Below are 18,081 nucleotides of genomic sequence, written 5' to 3' on the forward strand. Positions count from 1 at the left end.
TGCGCACTCGGGCGGCCGCGCGGAGTGTCCCGTATGCCGTTCCTTTGTGAGCCATCATCTCGGGCGACGTCCGTTGGCGCCTTGGGACATGGCCGCCGGCCTGGCAGCTACGGGGAGTTGGTGGCAGCGAGGTAGGCCGCGTTCAGGCGCTCGCGAATACTCGGTGATCGCGCTGGGAGTTTGGAGCCAGGGTGCTCGCGGCGAAGCTCGTCATGAACTCTTGCCAGAGCGGGGGGCCGCCTTGTTCAAGCATCACGGCGCGAGCGTTCAGCGCGTTGCTCGTGGGTCGGTGGCGAAGTCCCCAGCTGCCCAGCTGCGCGAACACGGGTACGAGTTGGATCGCGGCCTCGATGGTGAGCGGATTGACCGGAAAGGCGTAGTTCAATGCGCCGAGTGCGCGCAACGCCCCGTGCAGCGGGTGCCAGGGCAGAGATTGGACCAAGACCTGCGCCATCTCGGGCAGGCTGAGGGGGTAGACGTCGTGACGGCCCACCGGTAGCCACAGTCCCGCCAACTCCTCGACGCCTGCGGGGCTCGGGTGGGTCGCGTAGTGCGCCGCGTTGAGCGCCCCGACCGACGCGCCGACGACGAGATCGGCCCGGATCCCATTCTCGGTCAGCGCTCGCAACATCCCCACCTGAGCGGCGCCGAGGCTGCCCGCGCCCCACAAGACGAACGCTTTCATCACCTCACCTCCGGGAGATCCGGCCTCGGCTGGAAGCCGGGCTGCCAGGTCCGGCTTCCAGCCGAGAAAGGGGCGTCGTCCCGCGAGTCACCGGGCCCGGCTTCCCCCAAGGAACATCGCGCCCAGCCCGAGCAGCACGGCCACCGCGCCGGTCACCACGTTGTTCCAGATCGTTGCCGTGGAGGCGACGTCGCCGCTGACGACCCAGGGAGCGATGATCGTCCAGACGCCGATCAGCGGTGCGACCCAGGTGATGCCGTGAGTCCGGCCGTAGGCCGAGGCGAACCCGAGGGCCAGCATCGCCAAGGCGATCCCGACGATCAGGTTGTTCCCGGTCAAGGTCGCGAATCGATTGAACCCGACCACGAAGGGAGAGATCGCCAGGTAGAGCCCGGTCAGGAACGTGAGGCCGGCGACCGCCTTGGCGGCCGGTGCCTCCGCGGCGAGCTCGTACTTCGCCCGCAACTCCTCGATGTCGGGGTGCAGCTTCATGGCTTGACCCGCCATGTCTTCCACCACCTTCTCGAACGCAGTATGTGCGTGTGGCTTCGAGCAAGACGGCCGCTTCCAGGGGCGCGGTGAAGCGCGGTCCCGCAGTTCGCCTTACTCATATATCGTATTATGATAATATCACTTCAGGAGGTGTAGGCCCATGGTGCCACCGTTCAAAGGCCTCGACGACCGGGAGTATGCGAGGTTGCTCGCGGTCCGGGTGGGCGTACGCCGTTTCCTGCGGTGGAGCGAGGAGCGGGCGGCCGAAGTGGGGTTGACGGGCACCCAGCACCAGCTGCTGCTGGCGATCCGCGGCCACGACGACTCGCGTGGGCCCACCATCGGAGAACTCGCCGACTACCTGTGCACCCGGCATCACAGCACTGTGCAGCTGATCGATCGCGTCGAGCAGCTCGGTCTCGTCGCCCGCAACCGCGGGGAAGGCAAGGATCGCCGCGTCGTGCGCCTGAAGCTCACCAGAGCCGGCGAGGGCAAGCTGGCCCTGCTCGGCGCCACCCACCTGCAAGAGCTCCGGCGGCTGGCTCCTCTGGTCAACGCGCTGATCGAGCCGGAGGCCGCCGTACCGCAGGCTCCGTGAGGGCGTGTCGTACAGCTCTCCGTCCACCGTAGTATCCGGCCTGGGCAGCAGCCGGAGCCGGTGATCTTCGCCGCAAGGCGGTGGAGCCGCGATGAGCGGGATGTCATCCAGGTCTGCCGGCCCGGCGTCCACTTAGCGTCGAGGGCCGGGGGCACTTGCCAGTGCCCCCGCGTGTTCATCACAGGTGCTTCTTCGGCAGTCGGCGCGGCGACCGCCCGAGCGATGGGCGCACGCGTGGAACTCCGGGGACGGCCCGACGGCGTTTCCAGTGGGCGGTGCGGTGGCTGCGCGAGCACGACGTGCTGCTGCCCGGGGTCACCACGCTGACCCGGCTGGTGGCCCGCGAGCGGGATGCGGCGACGCAGCGGCTGTATGAGAGGTCGGCGGAGCTGCCGACCCCTGAGTAGGTGGAGCGGCTGGAAGCACTGCTGGAGGTGCCGGTGGGGAGGCGGAAGTCGGAGCTGGAGCGGGGGCGGACCCGGCCCGTCGAAGGCCTCGGGGCCGGGGATGGTGAAGGCGCTGGGCCTGGTGGAGGAGATCCTCACCTCGGTCTGGGCCGGGTGGCTCTGGATCCGGCGGTTCCAGCGCGGCGGCTGGTGGATCTGGCCCGCTACGGACCCGTCACCGCCGTTCAACCCGATGCCGGCCGGTGACGACCACGATGACCATGGAATCACCGATGTGCCAGCAGAACACGACCACGGCCCGGACGGGCCGACATGGCAAGGGAAGGTCGTAGCTGATGAACAGGATGAAAGTAAGAGCGCTGATCACACTCCTGCCGTCCGAGAAGGGCGGCCTACCCCACGCTCTGCCGCACCGTACGCAGTCACTGACCGTCTGCGCACATCATCAGGAGGAAGGCGTGATCCGCAGCCGGCCCTTCGCCGCGGCGATCACAGCCGACGACTGGAAGCCGTTGACCCCGGGGGACAAAGACCACATCGTGACCATAGTCGTCACCGACGACAAAGCCGCCGAATACCTCCGCCCAGGCGAGCATTTCGACCTCTGGTGCGGACACGATATCGGCAGCGGCATCGTGTCACGGCGCGTCGTCATCTAGCGAGGATCCCGTGGCCCCGCGTCACATCATGAAGACGGCGACGGGGTGAGCTGCACGCCTGCACCGCTGAGGGACAGCCACCGATCACTTGTGTGAGCTGCGGCTCAGGGTGTGAGTGCGTCGGGCCGGGTGGCGGGCTGGAAGATCTCGACCAGGTTGCCGGCCTGAGCTTGGTGCAGAAAGGCCGCGCGCAGGCGGCCCTCGAACTGCTGCGCCGCCGCCTGGCCGTGACCGCCCGGGTCTACCGTGGTGGCGCCTGGCAGCCGATCGGCCCCGCACCGCTGGCTCGCGGGGCTCGCCGGCGGCATCGCATGACGGAGGTGCGATCACCGGGCCCCTGGGTTTTGGTCTATTTGGGCTGACTCCCACGGCCGACAGCCGCACGCTGTGCTTGTGTGGCCGGCCGCCTTCCTGCCGTCTCCGCCACAACGCCGGGCGGCGTTCCTTCGCGCTGGTGTCGCTCTGCTCCTGGCCCTCGCTCCCGCGGCCGTCCGATCTCACCCGGCATGCCTCCATCCGGAGCCGACGTCCCCGCCCGGCGGCGCAACATCTCCCCTCCGAAGGTAGGAGGGCAGCTCATCCGAGCGGGAGACCCCGAAAGGGATCAGACGCCGGATGACATATTTTGCTGGCGCAATCCCTGCGGGTTCAGCGCCAATGAACATGCGCACGGGGAACCCACGGACTTTTGTCGATGTCGCGAGCGAGATCGTGTCGCCCAGGTCCTGGGGCTATAGAGGCCGAAGAGGCTCCAAGGAACTCACGGGATATTTCTTAAGAGCGGCGACATCGGCCAGTAGGTCATTCTCGGCTGAACCCGCCGTCCCCGGCCACACCCGAACGCGGACTCCACCCGTCTGAGCGCACCTTCACCCGCGCGTGACCTGCCTGAACGCGGTTCGACTTGAGCGTGGTCGGGTGTGGTCTACGATCAGGGCAGTCGTACAGGGCGATCGCCCTAGTTGGGAGTGAATGATGGTCTCCCCAGCGGCCGAGCGTGGGCGCGCCGTTCGGGAACGGCTGCTGAACGCGGCGGCGGAGCTCATCCCCGAACGCGGCTGGGCGGCGGTGAGCACCCGGATCCTCGCCGAGCGCGCCGGGGTGACGCCGAGCGTGGTGCACTACCATTTCCCTTCGCTGTCGAGTCTGCTGAACGAGGCCGCGACCAGCCGGATGCGGGAGTTGCTGGCCGGGCTGAACGATCTGCTGGAAAACACCCGGTCGCCTGCCGACGCGATCGAGACGATGCTCGCGTCGGTCGAGGAGTGCACCGGCGCCGACGCCACCTCGCTGCTGTTCATCGAGGCGTATCTGGCGAGCACCCGCGACGACGAGCTGCGCGAGCGGATCGCCGGGCTGGTCGCTGATTCGGGCAGCGGTTCGGCGGGTGGCTGGAGCGGCACGGGGTGCCCGCCCCCTTCGCGACCGCCGCCGTGTTGGCGGCCTCCTTGGACGGCGTTCTGCTGCACCGCGGCCTTGGCCTGAAGGCGAACGACCCCTCGGCGGTGCTGCGCAGGCTCGTTTCCATGTCCCCCAGGGAGGAATGACAGTGCGAACAGTGATCTGCGGGGCCGGGATCAGCGGCCTGGCCCTGGCGCACCGGCTCGCCGCCCATGGCGGCGAGGTCGTGGTGGTCGAGCGGGCCCCCGGGCCCCGCCCCCAGGGATACATGATCGACTTCTTCGGCCCCGGGCTGGAGGCGGTCGAGGCTATGGGGCTGCTGCCCGCGTTCGAACGGGCGGCCTACCACTATGACGAGGGGCACCTGGTCGACCGGAACGGTCGCCGCCGCGCCACCCTCCGGACCAAGAGCTTCTCGCGCGGCCCGCTGCTGAGCCTCATGCGCCCCGACATCGAGGCCGTGCTGCGGGAGAACCTGCCGGCCGAGGTCGAGCTGCGCTACGACACGGCGCTGACCGAGGTGGCCAACCGCACCGACGGCGTGGCGGTGACGCTGGAGGACGGCACCGTATTGGACGCCGATCTGCTCGTGGGCGCCGACGGGATCCATTCGACCGTCCGCCGGCTGGTGTTCGGGCCGGAGGATCGCTACCTGCGCTACCTGGGTCTGCACACGGCGGCGTTCACCTTCGACGCGCCGGACGTGCACGCCGCCACCAAGCGCGCGTTCTGCCTCACCGACTCCGTCAACCGGCAGCTGGGCTTCTACGCTCTCCGCGACGGCCGCGTCGCCACGTTCGCGGTCCACCGCAGCGCCGACCCCACGATTCCGGACGACCCGCGGGAGGCGATCCAGCGGGCCTACACCGGCCTGGGCTGGGTGACGCCGCGCGCGCTGGAGCAGTGCCCCCCGGCCGAGGAAATCTACTACGACCAGGTCGCGCAGATCGAGCTTCCGGAGTGGAACACCGGCCGGGTTGTCCTGCTCGGAGACGCCGCCTACGCCGTGTCGCTGCTCGCCGGGCAGGGCGCCTCGCTCGGCATCTCCGGCGCTTTCCTGCTCGCGGACCGGCTCGCGCACGCCCCGGCCGTCGAGCAGGCCACCGCCGGGTTCGAGCGCCTGTGGCGGCCCGTGGTCGAGGAGAAGCAGCGCAACGCCCGGTCGATGGCCCGCTGGTTCCTGCCCTCCTCGCCGACCGATCTACGGGTCCGGCGCGTGATGCTCGGGCTGACCCGGGTGCCCTTCGTCAAGGGTTACGTGAGCTCCATCCTCGCGGGCAAGAACACCAGGCTCGCCGACGTCATGCGCCAGGCCTCCGGCACCGCGACCGAACCGGCGGTCCCGTAGCGCCACCGCTCCGGTTCACGGTCAGTCTTCCTCCTCGGCCTGGGCCGCTGCCGGGTGAGTGCAGCGGCCGTAGCCCCTGGCTGGGGCCCGACGGGGTGATCGCATAGCGGCCCAGGCAGTTGAGGTGAGCGTGACCGAGCGGGGACAGGCGCGCCACGTCCTGGTCGGTCACGCCAGCGCCCCCGGTGGATTTCCAGCCCTGGGCCCGCAGGTGGTCGACTATCGCCGACAGGTACGTCGAATTCCACAACACGACGGCGTTCACGACCAGGCCGAGGACGGCGAGCTGCTCCTCCTGCCCCTTGCTAGGCCTGGCGGATCTCGACCGGCAGTTCCAGGCCGGCGAGTTCGCCGGCAACGCTCTTCGTCATGAATGCCCTCCCCGCCGTCCGGTCCCCGCCCGGCGGCCTGCGACCGCTGACGTCTGCCCGCACACCGGCCGCGCCCGCCTCGGCTACGATCGCGCCCGTATCCGTCCCTCTGCTCAGCTCGGCCGGCGGGTGAGCATCTCCTCCGACCTGAGAATCGCGGGCGGGCCGAGGGAACACCGGCGTCGTTCGCCACACCGCGTCTCGGGGCGCCACGCGAGTTGATCTATGTCTGGTCTTCTCGTACGGGCTGGAAGGGGACCTGGGCCGTCAGGGCGTAACCGCCCTCGGTCGTGGGGCCTGATTCGAGCCGGCCTCCGGCGAGGGTGATCCGCTCCCACAGGCCGGCCAGCCCGAAGCCCGACTCCAGCACCGGGCAGTCCCGGACGGTCTCCGTCCGGCCCTCCCCTGTGTTCACCACCGAGACGTTGACCACGTCACCGTTGGCCTCGCAGACGACCCGCACCTGCGATCCGGGCGCGTGCTTGCGGACGTTGTTGAGCCCTTCCTGGACCACCCGGAAGCACTCGTGGCCCAGCTGCCGGGACAGGGCGCCCTGCGGGACGTCGAGGTGGAGGTCGATCCGCAGGCCGATGTCCCTCGCCTCCTCCACCAGCTGGGGGATCGCCTCCATCCCTTGCAACGACTGGTAGACCTCCTCGCGCCGGAGCACCGTGAGCAGGCCGCGCAGCTCGGTGAGCGCCTGCACGCCCTTGTCCTCGATGGTGGTGGCCAGCTTGCGGACCTCGGCGTGGTCCTCGGTGTCCTGGATGATCCCCGCATTGAGCACCATGGTGGTGACCGCGTGGGTCACGGTGTCGTGCAGCTCAGCCGCGATCCACCGCCGCTCCTGGGAGGCGGCGTGCTCCTCACGCAGCCTGACCCCGGTACGCAGCTCGGCGTTCATGCTGCGGTATTCATGCACCCACGTGCCGACCAGCGCGGGCAGGTACACCAGCGTCAGCGCCCGCACGGTGGTCAGGTAAAGGAACTGGTCGGTGTGGGGGTTCACGTAGTCGACGACGATGTAGACGCCCGTCATGGCCATGGCGACCCACCGCCAGCGGCGCACCTTGGCCTCCGCCGTCATCGAGTAGGCGGCGAGGGCCAGCGGCACGGTCGCCCCGGCGAGCACGGCGCAGGCGACCGCGCCGACGATCATCGGCCAGGCCGTACGACGACGCAGCAGCATGGTCACGGCCGTGACGGCGCCGACGAGGATCAGCAGCCACTGCGGCGCGCGACCCACCAGCGAGAAGGACTCGCCCATGAGCGTCGTCGGGATCGTGAACGCCAGGACGGCAGCAGCCAGCAGCACGTCCCCGATCTCGCCACGGTGGTGTGCGGTGAACCCAGCCCACTTCCCCCGCATACCACTCATCATGCAGTCTTTACCAGCGTAAACACGACTCAGGGTCGGCGGCACCGCCTCAGTCGCGATCTTTTCGGCACCGGCGTCGCCCGATGCTCGCTCCGGACACCCCAGTCCGGCCTATCCAGCTACACCATGTCTTCGGTCACCGGCTCGCGGGCGGGGCTGCTCGGCTCGGCGCCGAGGGCCTGAGGTACCTGTCCTCCTTTCACTACTACATCGGCGGCGAGCCGCTGAAGAACGGCATGCGGTGGGCCGACGCGGGCGCCATGCTCGGCATCTCGGCGGTCCTGATCACAGCCGGACTGATCTGGTTCAACCGCCGCGACATCAACTCCTGACACCCACCCTGCGGATTACGAGCCTCGCGCATGCCCAAACGCCCGACCGAGGAGGAACTGCGCCGCGAGATCCACGAAGGGTTGAATGTGGTGGAGAACTGGAACTCGGCCAACAGGGACATCTTCGGCAAGGACGGCGACCTCACCGGCGACGACCGCGAACACGTCGAAGCCTCCGCCCTGGCCCTCCACTTGGTCCAGTCCGCAATCGTCTACCTGAACACCAGGATGGTGCAGATCGTTCTGGCCGAGCCGAAGTGGCGAAAGCAGGCTCACCGACGCTGACCGGCGCGGCTTGCCGGCTCTGTTCTGGACGCATCTGAACCTGTACGGACGCTTCGAACTCGACATGACCAATCACCTCGACCTCGGCCTGGCCGGCCAGAGCGATGCAACCGCCGTCACGTTCGCGGACCCTGAGACGGACAGAGCCTGATCGCCCCTTTCCTGAACACATAGCCGCAGATCAGCGTGGCGGCTGTGCCTCGGGTGGAATGCTCGCCTATATGGGCGAGGAAAACAGTAACCCCGGCGTGCAACAACCCGGGCTCGGGTACGTGGACGCCCTGATCCACCGGTACCTCGGGCAGGCTGGGGCGACGAGGCGGACCTCGGCGCAGATCAGCCGCCCAGAGGCGAGGAACCAGAGCCGCCGACTGGTGCAGGAGGCGGTAGATGCCTGGCGTGTCTGCGGGCACCTGCCGGGCAAGGCGCAGGCGCGCCCCGAGCCGGACATCCCCGGGCCGGTCGGCCATCTTGAGCGGTGAACAGCCCGTATTCGCCGCGACCAAGGCGGAGCGGGAACTCGCTTCGTCGCTTTGGGCGTGGGCGAAAAGCCATCCTGCCGTGCGCGGCCGCCGGTACGGGTCCGCGTACGCCATCGTCCTGGATTTGGGACAGTGGTGCCGGCCCGCCGCGTTCCCCAGCAGCCTCCATCGGTGGCGAGGGCCGGACCAGGCGTGTTACCACAACGCGCGCCGGTTGGCCGCCGCCGTGCCTGGCCTGCGCTATGTGGAGGGTTCGCGGTCCCTGACCTGGACGGGCAGCCGGCCTTCGAGCACGCCTGGTGCATCGATGCCGACGCCACCGTCATACACCCCACCTGGCACGACGGCATCGGCCGCGCCTACCTGGGAATCCCCTCACCTTGACCTACCGCGACCAGGTGCTGCACAGCCGCCCCCGCCGGCTGAAGTCCGACGCCGTGCTCAACACCCACTCCCTCCGAACCTGCTGACCGACGGCATCCCCGCCGATGTGATCGCCGAGCATTAATCCTCCGCTGGACAGTCCCCTCCTCGGCGTCGAACTCGGCGTCGTCTGCGTATGGGCCGAACGACCATGCTCGACACCACAAAGCTTCCATCACCTCCATCGCCAAGCTGCTCGGCGTCTCCGCTGGCACCCTCTACAAACACATCCCTGATCTGCGGGAGCGCGGCATCGTGGGGTTAGTCGACGCGAAAGCGCTCGGCGGCGGTGTCGTCGAAGGTGAGGCCGTTGCCCGGGGCGTCCAGGTTCGGCTGGGCAGCGCCACCGCGGGCCGTGGATACTCCGTGGAACAGTATCGTCTCGATGCGTACGTGGTCGTGGAACCACTCCAGGTGGCGAAGGTTGGGGATCGCCGCCGCCACGGCGAGGTGCTGGTGTGGTGCGCAGTGGCCGGAGACCTCAAGGCCGTTCGCGGCGGCCACGGCGGAGGCCCTCATGAACTCGGTCATCCCGCCGCATCGGGTGACGTCGATCTGCTGGCAGTCGACGTACGGCGCCATCCGGGCGAAGTAGGTGAGGTCGTAGCCGTATTCGCCCGCGGCCACGTCGGCGCGAACGGCGTCCCTGACGATGCCCAGGCCCTGGAGGTCGTCGGAGGAGACGGGCTCCTCGAACCAGCGCACGTCCAGGTCATCTGCCTGGTGCATGAGCCGGATGGCCTGTTTGCGGGTGTAGGCGCCGTTGGCGTCGACGAACAGCTCCGCGTCGTCCCCGATCGTCTGGCGGGCCGCTGTCATCCTGTCCAGATCCCGGTCCATGCGCCGGCCCCAGGATTCCCCTATCTTGATCTTGACCCGTGGGATGCCCTCTTCGCGGGTCCACCGGTCGAGCTGCCGGTGCTGCCGCTCGGCGGTGTAGGTGGTGAAGCCGCCGCTGCCGTAGACGGGCACGGTGGTTCGCGCGGTTCCCAGCAGCCGGGCCAGTGGGAGGTCGTGGCGGCGGGCCTTGAGGTCCCACAGGGCGCAGTCCGCGGCCGACAGGGCCATGCCGGCGATGCCGGGCCGCCCGGCGTTGCGCAGCCGCCTCTGCATCGCGAGCCAGGCGCCGGGGACGTCGTCGGGGTCCAGGTCCCGTACGGCCGGTGCGAGAAGTTCACGCACGACGGCGGCCGTGGCGGCGGGGCCATAGGTCCATCCCAGTCCTGTGGTGTCGTCGCAGGTGGCGTGTACGACGACGAGCGTGGTGCTGGACCAGCTCAGCGTGCCGTCGGCCTCCGGCTCGTCGGTGGGGACCTCGTAGGCGCGTGCGGCCAGCAGCACTGTCGTCATGTGATCGCCTCGTACGACGCCACACTCACCTGGACGGTTCGCGCCTGCGTCGTAGCGTGGCGACCACGGCGGCGCACAGGCCGAACACGGCCGCCCCGGCCGCGACCCGGGCGGCGATCGAGGGGGACACCGGCCGGCACGCGTACTCGCGCTCGGGAAGCGGGGATCGTCCCGTGTCACCGTGCAGCCCGGCGCGCAGCAGCTCCGCCAGGTGCATGGCGGTACGGCCGTGGGAGTCGCTCTGCTCGACCTGGATGCGGCAGCTGAACCCGTCGGCGAGGATGGCGGTGGAGTCGCCGGCGTCACGTACGGCGGGCAGCAGCACCCGCTCGGCGCACGCGTCGGAGACCTCGTAGTGACCCTGTTCGAAGCCGAAGTCGCCGGCCAGCCCGCAGCAGCCCGAGTCGAGCACGTCAGCGTCCACGCCCGCGTCGCGAAGCAGCGCCCGGTCGGTGTCGTATCCAAGGATGGCGTGCTGGTGGCAGTGGGTCTGGACCAGCGCGGCCCGGGGCACCCGCGGGGGTCGCCAGCCTGGTGTGTGCTGGTGGAGCAGCTCGGCGAGGGTGAGCGTCTGCCGGCTGAGCCGCCGGACGTCCATGTCGTCGGGGAGCAGCTCCACCGCGTCGCTCCGGAACACCGCGGTGCAGCTGGGTTCCAGTCCGACGATCCAGGTGCCGGCCCGGATGTGGGGCCGCATCTCGTCAACGGTGCGGCGCAGCGATCTCTTGGCCATACCGAGCTGACCGGTGGAGATCCACGTCAGCCCGCAGCAGACCGCTCGGTGTGGCACCCGCACCCGCCATCCCGCCGCCTCCATGACCTCGACGGCGGCCTGGGCGACTCCGGTGTGGAAGTGGTTGGTGAAGGTGTCCGGCCACAGCACCACCTCACCGAGGGAGCCGTCGCCCGTGGGGCGGCGCCGGCCGAACCACTCCTGGAACGTCCCCGCCGCGAACAGCGGCAGCTCCCGCCGCGGGTCGACGCCCGCCGCCTTCTTGGCGAGCCGGTCCAGCCCGGGTGTGCGGGACAGAACGTTCACCGTTCGAGGGGCGTGGGAGGCGATCGCCGCCCACAGCGGCAGCCAGCCCATCGAGTAGTGGGCGCGTGGGTGTAGCCGCCCCTGGTAGTGGTGGGAGAGGAACTCCGCCTTGTACGTCGCCATGTCGACGTTGACCGGGCAGTCGGACTTGCAGCCCTTGCAGGCCAGGCAAAGGTCCAGCGCGTCACGGACCGCGGGTGAGCGCCAGCCGCCGCTCACCGCGCCGCCGCGTGAGGTGCCGTCGAGCATCTCGAACAGCAGCCGGGCCCGGCCGCGGGTGGAGTGCTCCTCCTCGCGGGTGACCATGTAGGACGGGCACATGACTCCGCCGTCGTCGCTCTCGTGGCGGCGGCAGAGACCGACTCCGACACAGCGCGACACCGCCCGGCCGAAGCTGCCGTCGTCATCGGGGTAACGGAAATGGGTGGCCACGTCGCCGTGGTTGTAGTCGGCGCCGAGCCGCAGGAACCCGTCGAGAGGGTAGGGGTCGCTTACCTTGCCGGGATTCATGCGGTTGCCCGGGTCGAAGATGGCCTTGAACTGCCCGAAGGCACGGATCAGTTCGGGGCCGAACATCTTGGGCAGCAGTTCGGCGCGGGCCTGCCCGTCGCCGTGCTCGCCCGACAGCGAGCCCCCGTAGGAGACGACCAGGTCGGCGGCGCGTTCCATGAACGACCGGAACCTGCTGATCCCGCCGGCGGTCTGGAGGTCGAAGGGGATACGGGTGTGCACGCACCCTTGCCCGAAATGCCCGTACAGGGAGGCCTGCTGGTAGCCGTACTCCTCGAACAGCTTCTTCAGGTCGCGCAGGTAGTCCCCCAGCCGGTCGGGGGCGACGGCGGAGTCCTCCCATCCGGGCCAGGTGTCGGGCAGTCCCGGCACCCGGGCCGTGGCGCCGAGCCCGGACTCCCGTATCGCCCACATCTGTTTCTCGCGCTCGGGGTCGTCGAAGAAGCCCACACCGTGCTCTCCACGTCTCTTGCCCAGGGAGCGCAGCATGTCCTCGGCCGCCCGTTCGGCGCCGGACCGGTCCTCGCCGCCCATCTGCACGAGCAGCCACGCACCGCCGGGGGGAAGCTCGGGGAGCGCCTCCGGGTTCAGATGCTTCTTCCGTTCGAAGCCGATCAGCTTGTCGTCGATGCCTTCGAGCGCCACCGGCCGATGCGGCAGGATCGAGGAGACGGCGTCGGCGGCGGTGGCGATGTCGGGGTAGGAGATGTAGACCAGGGTGCTCGCCTTGACCACCGGCAGCAGCTTGAGCCGGGCCCGCAACACCACGACCAGCGTGCCTTCCGAGCCGACCAGCGCCTGCGCGACGTGGAAGTCCTTCTCCGGGAGCAGGCTGTCCAGGTTGTACCCCGAGACCCGTCTCGGGATCTTGGGATAGCGGGTGCGCAGCGGCGAAAGGTAGGCGTCGCGCAGCGCGCGGAGCTGCTCGTAGATCTCGGCCCGGCGACCGCCCTCCCGCTGGATCTCGGCGTACTCCTCCTCGGTGGTGCGGCCCACCCACATCCGGGTGCCGTCGTAGAGCAGCACCTCCATCTCGACGATGTTGTCGACGACCTTGCCCGCGCGCTGCGCGGTCGCCCCGCAGGAGTTGTTGCCGATCATGCCGCCCAGAGTGCAGTGGTTGTGCGTGGCGGGCCTTGGGCCGTACTCCAGGCCGGTGGCGCGCAGCCGCTCGTTGAGCACGTCCAGGACGATGCCGGGCTCGACGAGGCAGGTCCGGTCGCCGGGGTCGACCTCCAGCAACCGGTCGCAGTACTTGGTCCAGTCGATCACCACGGCGGTGTTGGTGCACTGCCCGGCCAGGCTGGTGCCGCCGCCCCGGGAGAGCAACGGCACATCGTGGCGCCGGCAGACGGCGACCGCGGCGACGCCCGCCTCCACGGTGCGGGGGACCACGACGCCGAGCGGCACCTGCCGGTAGTTGGAGGCGTCGGTGGAGTACGCGCCGCGCGTCCCGTCGTCGAAGCGGACCTCGCCGTCGACGGCGGCGGCCAGGTCGCGCTCCAGGCGGGCGAGATCAACCTCGCGAACCGGCTCACGAGCCCGGGTGACCGGGTGCGCGAGATCCCGGATCGCCATCATGACAGCAGCTCGTTGATCTTGTCGCGTACGACGGTGGCCAGGATCGTCGCCTTGTGCGGCTGCCCCCGCAGGAAGGCCTCGGTGAACGCCTTGGCCTGGTCGTAGCTGACCTTTCCCGGCATCGGCGGCTCGTTGGGGTTGACGTCGCAGTCGACCAGGGCGGGCCCGTCGTGGGCGAGCGCCCCGCGGACGGCCTCCGGGAGTTCCCCCGGCTCGGTCACCTTGGCCCCGTACGCGCCGCAGGCCCTGGACCAGGCGGAGAAATCGGCCTCGGGAGGTTGGTGACGCACGGAGTACTCAGGGAAACCGAGCACGATCTGCTCCCACAGGATCTGCCCGTAGGCGTTGTTGTTGTTGACGACGACCTTGATGGGCAACCCATACCGTACGGCGGTGAGGAAATCGGCCATCAGCATGGCGAAGCCGCCGTCCCCGACGAACGCGATCACCTGACGGCCGGGATAGGCGTGCTGCATGCCGATCGCGTAGGGCAGGCCGGGCGCCATGGTGGCGAGGTTGCCCGACAGGTAGAACTCACGGTCGCCACGTATCATCCAGTGCCGGGCCGCCCAGGTGGCGATCGTGCCGGAGTCACAGGTCATGATGGCGTCGTCCGCGGCGGCCTGGTCGACACAGCTGATGAGGTACTGCGGGGCGATCGGATGCCGCGAGGGGTCCTCCAGCGCTTTCATGTCGGCGCGCCACGCTTCGGTCTTGCGCTGGTACCGGCGCAGCAGCGACCGATCCGGATTCGCTTTGAGAAGCGGGAGCAGTCGCTGGAGGGCGAGCTTCGCGTCGGCCGCCACGGGCGCCTCGACGGGCAACCGCAGGCCGATCAAGCTGGGGTCGCTGTCGATCTGCACGACCCGGACACGGCCCGGTTCCGGCAGGTACTTCCCGTAGGGAAACGAGGTGCCGACCATGAGCAGCGTGTCGCACTCCTCCATGAGCTCCTCGCTCGGCCGGGTGCCGAGCAGCCCCAGCCCACCGGTGGTCAGGGGATGGTCATCGGGAACGACGGCCTTGCCCGGGAGGGTCTTCACGATCGGGCTTCCGAGCCTGTCGGCGATGGCGAGCACTTCCTGCCGGGCATGCCGTGCGCCGGCACCCACGAGCATGGCCACCTTGCCGCCCCCGTCGAGCACCTCGGCCGCCCTGTCCAGGTCCTCCTCCGCCGGGCGCAGGGGCGGCTTGGAGTAGGTCGGGACGCTGCTCGGTGGAGTTCCCGGGCTGACGTGCCGGTACGGATCCTCGGCGGCGGGCGCCACCTGGATGTCGTTGGGAAAGGTCAGGTGGGCGACGGTCCGTTTCGACAGCGCCGCGCGCACGGCCAGGTCGACCACCCCGGGCACCTGCTGCGGATTGGTCACCATCAGGTTGTAGGCGGCCAGATCCTGGTACAGCCGATCGAGATGGACCTCCTGCTGGTAGTACGTGCCGAGCACCGAGGTCTCCTGCATGCCGGTCAGCGCCAGCACAGGGACGTGGTCGAGCTTGGCGTCGTACAGCCCGTTGAGCAGGTGGATCGCCCCCGGCCCCGAGGTCGCCGCGCACACGCCGAGCCGCCCGGTCGCCTTGGCGTACCCGGTCGCCATGAACGCCGCCGCCTCCTCGTGGTGGACCAGCACGAACCGCAGCCTCGCCCGCTCCCGCCGGAAACCCTCCATCAGGCCGTTGATCCCGTCGCCCGGAAGACCGAAGATCGTGTCGACTCCCCACTCCACCAGCCTTCTGGCAACGCTCGCGCCTACGATCTCCGTCATCGGTGCCCTCCGATCCGCGAACTGCGAGCACAGGCTCGGCCAGCGGCATGTGGCGCCGGCCGGGCGCGGCGGCGTCCGACTAGGTAGCCCGCCAGCAGTCCCGCACCGAGCATGAGGCCCTTGGTCCAGGACAGTTCAGATCTCAGCCGGGCCAACCCCTGCCTGGGATCGGCCACGAAACCCGCGAGACTGCCCAGCGCTGAGGTCAAACGCTCGCGCGGCCCGTCGCCACTCAGCAAATGATCTGTCATCTCGTCCCTGTTCTCGCCAGCGCTTCGGCCGTTACAGGGGGGTGCGGGGGCTCGGGTGCGGCTGACCGGCGCGCACCTGGCGTGCTCTGGAACCTGTTCCCGCGTCGCCCTTCCCTGCGGAGGAGCGGCCAAACCAGGGGGCGACCGCAGCGTACGCAGCCCTTGTGCGGTCCTTGCCGAGGATTGACGAGGTCACGTGGTACGGGCGCACCGGTCGCGGCGGGAGGCATGAGGCGGTCGTCAAGGTCCGGCCGTGCCGTCGAGGATCAGACGTCGGCCTGCCCGCCGGCCGGGCCGTCCGGCTCCGCCGGGCTGGGCCCACCGCGAGCCGCCTGGTGCCTTGTCCGGGTGACGACGGAAATCGAGCCCCCGGGCTCGAAAACCGCCAGGTGGACGTTCGCGAGGTCGGTGACGCCGTGCCGACGGAGCACGCCGTCCAGATCCGGGCCGGTGATGCGGCAGCGGCGCAGTTCCAGCCGCTGCACCACGCCGTCATGGACCAGTACCCGCGGCGGTGGGTCCACGAGATGGGCGACCCCGGGAAAGAGACGCAGACGGACGACCACACGGTGCGCGAGCAACAACGTGACCAGGGCTGCCACCCCGGTCATGGCCGAGGCGTCGGTGGCGGTGGCGGTACGCCCGATGATCGCCCCCACCGAGATGGCGGTGACGAAATCAACCGGGGAGAACTCGGCCAGCGAGCGACGGCCGCTGAGCCGGAACACCACCACCGCGGTGAGGAACAACGCCAGTATCTTGACGGCGGCATGCAGGGCGCGCTGGGGATCCCCAACCAGCGCGTCAAGGATCGCGTTCACGCCGTGGTCGTCCGGGCCCGGGCCCCACGCCGCCTCCCCACCGGCCCCCCGCGTCTGTCCCCGCCTCAACGAAGAGCGACACGACGGGCGAGGTGAGAGCAGCCACGAGTCTTCCCACTTGTGAGAAGAGGCGCCCAGCCGGCACCTCAGTCGCATGGGTCTACCCTGTCGGCGTTCTGTGAAATTCAAATGGTCTGGACGCAGTCGCGGCCTCGGGGCATGACGAGCATCGGAACGAAAAGTCCCGTTAGCAGCCGCTCCAGCTAACTATTCGATCTTCTGCTCGCCTTGGTTGCTGGGAGTGCCCTACTTTTCGGCGGCTATGCCAGTCGAGTTTTTGAGTGATGATGAGGCGGCCGCGTACGGCCGGTTCTCCGGGGCTCCGTCGCAGGCGGAGCTGGAGCGGTTCTTTTTCCTGGACGACGCGGATCGGGCGCTGGTCACCGAGAGGCGCGGGGCGCACCACCGCCTTGGTTTCGCTCTCCAGCTGACCACCGCTCGGTTCATCGGGCGTTTTCTGACCGATCCGCTGGACGTGCCCGACGAGGTGCTGAACTACCTCGGCGATCAGCTCGGGATCGAGGAGATCTCGCAGATCAGCCGATATACCGAGCGGCGCAACACGCCGTTCGAGCACCAGGAGGTGATCCGGGACGCTTACGTGTTGAAGGAGTTCTCCCAGGCGGAAGCCGAATTCGTCGCCTGGGCTGACGCGCGGGCGTGGAACACCGGCGACGGCAAGAAGACGATCTTCTACGACGGGGTGACGTGGCTGCGCACCAACAAGGTCTTGCTGCCGGGGGTGACCACGCTGGCCCGGTTGGTCGCGCGGGTGCGTGATGAGGCCACCGACCGGCTCTACGACACCCTGCACGAGGTGTTGTCGCCGCAGCAGCGGGTGATCTTGGAGGTGCTGCTGGAGGTACCCGAAAGTCGGCGGGCCTCAGACCTGGAACGCTGGCGCAAGAGCCCGGCGGTGCCCTCGGGCAGGAACCTGGAGAAGGCGCTGGAGCGCGCCGCAGAGATCCTCGGGGTCAGGCTGGGGGCGATGGTGCTGCCACCGCAGGTGCCACACCGGCGGATGGTGGACCTGGCCCGCTACGGCATGCAGGCCACCGCGACCACCCTGCGCCGCCACGGCCCTTCCCGCCAGCTCGCCACGCTGCTGGCCACGGTGATCTACCTGGAGAGCAAGGCGGTCGACGACTGCCTGGAGATGCTGGACCTGCTGGTCAGCACCGAGCTGCTCGGTAAGGCCGAGAGCGCGGCAGGCAAGGAGCGGGCCCGCCAGCATCCGAAGCTGGCCAAGCACTCGGCCACGCTCGCCGCGGCGGTGGAGATGCTGCTGGAGGTCACCGAGTACGGTGAGGAGCTTCGGCTGGATCAGGTGTGGGAAGCCATCGACGCCATCGTGCCCAGGAGGGAGCTGCGCGAGGCGGTCGCGGCGGTGACCGAGATGGTGCCGCCGCCCGACGCCGACTCCGATGGCGAGATGCGGGCACTGCTGGCCTCCCGGATCGCGACCGTGTCGGGGTTCCTCAAGACGCTGACCGCGGTGATCGAGTTCGGCACCAACGCCGAAGGCGCGCGGGCGCTGGCGGCGATGAAACAGCTGCCCCGGCTGCTGGACGGTCGTAAGAAGAAGGTCACCGATGCCGACATCGATCCCGCGCTGGTGACCGGGTCCTGGAAGCGGTTGGTGTTCAAGCGCCTGCCGAACGGCAGCACCGTGGACAAGAACGCCTACGCCATGTGCGTGCTCACCCAGTTCCACCGCCACCTCAAGCGCCGTGACCTCTACGCCGAGGCCTCGGCGCGCTGGCGTGATCCGCGCGGGCAGTTGCTGGACGGTGCGCGATGGGAGGCGGCCAAGGGGCCTGCGCTGGTGGATCTGCAGCTGCCTGA

The 18,081-nt window shown here is 69.4% G+C and carries 17 protein-coding genes and 2 pseudogenes; 10 read left to right on the forward strand and 9 right to left on the reverse strand.

Annotated elements, in window-relative coordinates:
* Window positions 1-142: 142 nt before the first annotated feature.
* Window positions 143-685, reverse strand: a complete 543-nt coding sequence (locus tag OG589_RS13770) for a patatin-like phospholipase family protein (RefSeq protein WP_405149180.1) — start codon at window positions 683-685, stop codon at window positions 143-145.
* Between the two features lie 87 nt (window positions 686-772).
* Window positions 773-1,192 (reverse strand): SPW repeat protein, encoded by a 420-nt coding sequence (locus OG589_RS13775; RefSeq protein WP_405148818.1) that lies wholly within the window; start codon window positions 1,190-1,192, stop codon window positions 773-775.
* Window positions 1,193-1,337: 145 nt separating this feature from the next.
* Between OG589_RS13775 and OG589_RS13780 the strand changes: the two genes are divergently transcribed.
* From OG589_RS13780 to OG589_RS13790, 3 genes are all read left to right on the forward strand, one after another.
* Window positions 1,338-1,775, forward strand: a complete 438-nt coding sequence (locus OG589_RS13780) for a MarR family winged helix-turn-helix transcriptional regulator (protein ID WP_405149182.1) — start codon at window positions 1,338-1,340, stop codon at window positions 1,773-1,775.
* A gap of 275 nt (window positions 1,776-2,050) precedes the next feature.
* Entirely contained in the window at window positions 2,051-2,182 is a 132-nt protein-coding gene (locus OG589_RS13785; protein ID WP_405149183.1) for a hypothetical protein, read from the forward strand.
* A gap of 335 nt (window positions 2,183-2,517) precedes the next feature.
* Entirely contained in the window at window positions 2,518-2,841 is a 324-nt protein-coding gene (locus OG589_RS13790) for a hypothetical protein (protein ID WP_405149184.1), read from the forward strand.
* A gap of 104 nt (window positions 2,842-2,945) precedes the next feature.
* Here OG589_RS13790 and OG589_RS13795 read toward each other — a convergent pair whose 3' ends face one another.
* The gene (locus tag OG589_RS13795; RefSeq protein WP_405149185.1) at window positions 2,946-3,149 is read right to left on the reverse strand and encodes a hypothetical protein; all 204 of its coding nucleotides are present in this window, start codon (window positions 3,147-3,149) and stop codon (window positions 2,946-2,948) included.
* 664 nt (window positions 3,150-3,813) lie between these two features.
* Here OG589_RS13795 and OG589_RS13800 point away from each other — a divergent pair.
* Both OG589_RS13800 and OG589_RS13805 read left to right on the forward strand, forming a co-directional pair.
* Window positions 3,814-4,326, forward strand: a complete 513-nt coding sequence (locus tag OG589_RS13800; protein WP_405149187.1) for a TetR/AcrR family transcriptional regulator — start codon at window positions 3,814-3,816, stop codon at window positions 4,324-4,326.
* Window positions 4,327-4,384: 58 nt separating this feature from the next.
* Window positions 4,385-5,590, forward strand: a complete 1,206-nt coding sequence (locus tag OG589_RS13805) for an FAD-dependent monooxygenase (protein WP_405149189.1) — start codon at window positions 4,385-4,387, stop codon at window positions 5,588-5,590.
* On the opposite strand, the pseudogene OG589_RS13810 reads toward OG589_RS13805, so the two are convergent.
* Both OG589_RS13810 and OG589_RS13815 read right to left on the reverse strand, forming a co-directional pair.
* Window positions 5,544-5,903, reverse strand: a pseudogene (locus OG589_RS13810) (Tn3 family transposase); the annotation flags it as partial. The gene OG589_RS13805 and the pseudogene OG589_RS13810 overlap by 47 nt on opposite strands.
* 281 nt (window positions 5,904-6,184) lie before the next feature.
* Window positions 6,185-7,330 (reverse strand): sensor histidine kinase, encoded by a 1,146-nt coding sequence (locus tag OG589_RS13815; RefSeq protein ID WP_405149191.1) that lies wholly within the window; start codon window positions 7,328-7,330, stop codon window positions 6,185-6,187.
* Between the two features lie 92 nt (window positions 7,331-7,422).
* Here OG589_RS13815 and OG589_RS13820 point away from each other — a divergent pair, with 92 nt between their 5' ends.
* From OG589_RS13820 to OG589_RS13835, 4 genes are all read left to right on the forward strand, one after another.
* Entirely contained in the window at window positions 7,423-7,671 is a 249-nt protein-coding gene (locus OG589_RS13820) for a hypothetical protein (RefSeq protein WP_405149193.1), read from the forward strand.
* Window positions 7,672-7,701: 30 nt separating this feature from the next.
* Window positions 7,702-7,956, forward strand: a complete 255-nt coding sequence (locus tag OG589_RS13825; protein ID WP_405149195.1) for a Tn3 family transposase — start codon at window positions 7,702-7,704, stop codon at window positions 7,954-7,956.
* 10 nt (window positions 7,957-7,966) lie between these two features.
* On the forward strand, window positions 7,967-8,107 hold the full coding sequence (locus OG589_RS13830) for a hypothetical protein (protein WP_405149196.1): 141 nt from the start codon (window positions 7,967-7,969) through the stop codon (window positions 8,105-8,107).
* 70 nt (window positions 8,108-8,177) lie between these two features.
* Window positions 8,178-8,438: a hypothetical protein gene (locus OG589_RS13835; RefSeq protein ID WP_405149198.1), complete on the forward strand. Its 261-nt coding sequence runs from the start codon at window positions 8,178-8,180 to the stop codon at window positions 8,436-8,438.
* Window positions 8,439-9,122: 684 nt separating this feature from the next.
* Here OG589_RS13835 and OG589_RS13840 read toward each other — a convergent pair.
* From OG589_RS13840 to OG589_RS13855, 4 genes are all read right to left on the reverse strand, one after another.
* Entirely contained in the window at window positions 9,123-10,211 is a 1,089-nt protein-coding gene (locus tag OG589_RS13840; RefSeq protein WP_405149199.1) for an enolase C-terminal domain-like protein, read from the reverse strand.
* Window positions 10,212-10,236: 25 nt separating this feature from the next.
* Window positions 10,237-13,341 carry an FAD-binding and (Fe-S)-binding domain-containing protein gene (locus tag OG589_RS13845; protein WP_405149201.1) on the reverse strand — a complete coding sequence of 1,035 codons (3,105 nt, stop codon included), beginning with the start codon at window positions 13,339-13,341 and terminating at the stop codon, window positions 10,237-10,239.
* Complete coding sequence (locus OG589_RS13850; protein WP_405149203.1) at window positions 13,338-15,104, reverse strand: thiamine pyrophosphate-dependent enzyme; 1,767 nt, start codon at window positions 15,102-15,104, stop codon at window positions 13,338-13,340. Before OG589_RS13850 ends, OG589_RS13845 begins: the two co-directional genes overlap by 4 nt.
* A 517-nt stretch (window positions 15,105-15,621) precedes the next feature.
* Window positions 15,622-16,176 (reverse strand): DUF421 domain-containing protein, encoded by a 555-nt coding sequence (locus OG589_RS13855; RefSeq protein WP_405149204.1) that lies wholly within the window; start codon window positions 16,174-16,176, stop codon window positions 15,622-15,624.
* A 322-nt stretch (window positions 16,177-16,498) separates the two neighbouring features.
* Between OG589_RS13855 and OG589_RS13860 the strand changes: the two are divergent.
* Window positions 16,499-16,951, forward strand: a pseudogene (locus OG589_RS13860) (DUF4158 domain-containing protein); the annotation flags it as partial.
* Between the last annotated feature and the right edge of the window lie 1,130 nt (window positions 16,952-18,081).

The organism is Sphaerisporangium sp. NBC_01403, from assembly GCF_045040145.1.
GTDB classification, from domain to species: Bacteria; Actinomycetota; Actinomycetes; order Streptosporangiales; family Streptosporangiaceae; genus Sphaerisporangium; species Sphaerisporangium viridialbum.

Excerpts from the sequence above, each read along its gene's own strand:
- OG589_RS13820 (WP_405149193.1), top strand. The coding sequence starts at position 7,423 with ATGCTCGCTCCGGACACCCCAGTCCGGCCTATCCAGCTACACCATGTC.
- OG589_RS13850 (WP_405149203.1), bottom strand. The coding sequence starts at position 15,104 with ATGACGGAGATCGTAGGCGCGAGCGTTGCCAGAAGGCTGGTGGAGTGG.
- OG589_RS13845 (WP_405149201.1), bottom strand. The coding sequence starts at position 13,341 with ATGATGGCGATCCGGGATCTCGCGCACCCGGTCACCCGGGCTCGTGAG.
- OG589_RS13805 (WP_405149189.1), top strand. The coding sequence starts at position 4,385 with ATGACAGTGCGAACAGTGATCTGCGGGGCCGGGATCAGCGGCCTGGCC.
- OG589_RS13775 (WP_405148818.1), bottom strand. The coding sequence starts at position 1,192 with ATGGCGGGTCAAGCCATGAAGCTGCACCCCGACATCGAGGAGTTGCGG.
- OG589_RS13790 (WP_405149184.1), top strand. The coding sequence starts at position 2,518 with ATGAACAGGATGAAAGTAAGAGCGCTGATCACACTCCTGCCGTCCGAG.
- OG589_RS13840 (WP_405149199.1), bottom strand. The coding sequence starts at position 10,211 with ATGACGACAGTGCTGCTGGCCGCACGCGCCTACGAGGTCCCCACCGAC.
- OG589_RS13770 (WP_405149180.1), bottom strand. The coding sequence starts at position 685 with ATGAAAGCGTTCGTCTTGTGGGGCGCGGGCAGCCTCGGCGCCGCTCAG.
- OG589_RS13835 (WP_405149198.1), top strand. The coding sequence starts at position 8,178 with ATGGGCGAGGAAAACAGTAACCCCGGCGTGCAACAACCCGGGCTCGGG.
- OG589_RS13795 (WP_405149185.1), bottom strand. The coding sequence starts at position 3,149 with ATGCCGCCGGCGAGCCCCGCGAGCCAGCGGTGCGGGGCCGATCGGCTG.
- OG589_RS13815 (WP_405149191.1), bottom strand. The coding sequence starts at position 7,330 with ATGCGGGGGAAGTGGGCTGGGTTCACCGCACACCACCGTGGCGAGATC.
- OG589_RS13800 (WP_405149187.1), top strand. The coding sequence starts at position 3,814 with ATGATGGTCTCCCCAGCGGCCGAGCGTGGGCGCGCCGTTCGGGAACGG.
- OG589_RS13825 (WP_405149195.1), top strand. The coding sequence starts at position 7,702 with ATGCCCAAACGCCCGACCGAGGAGGAACTGCGCCGCGAGATCCACGAA.
- OG589_RS13780 (WP_405149182.1), top strand. The coding sequence starts at position 1,338 with ATGGTGCCACCGTTCAAAGGCCTCGACGACCGGGAGTATGCGAGGTTG.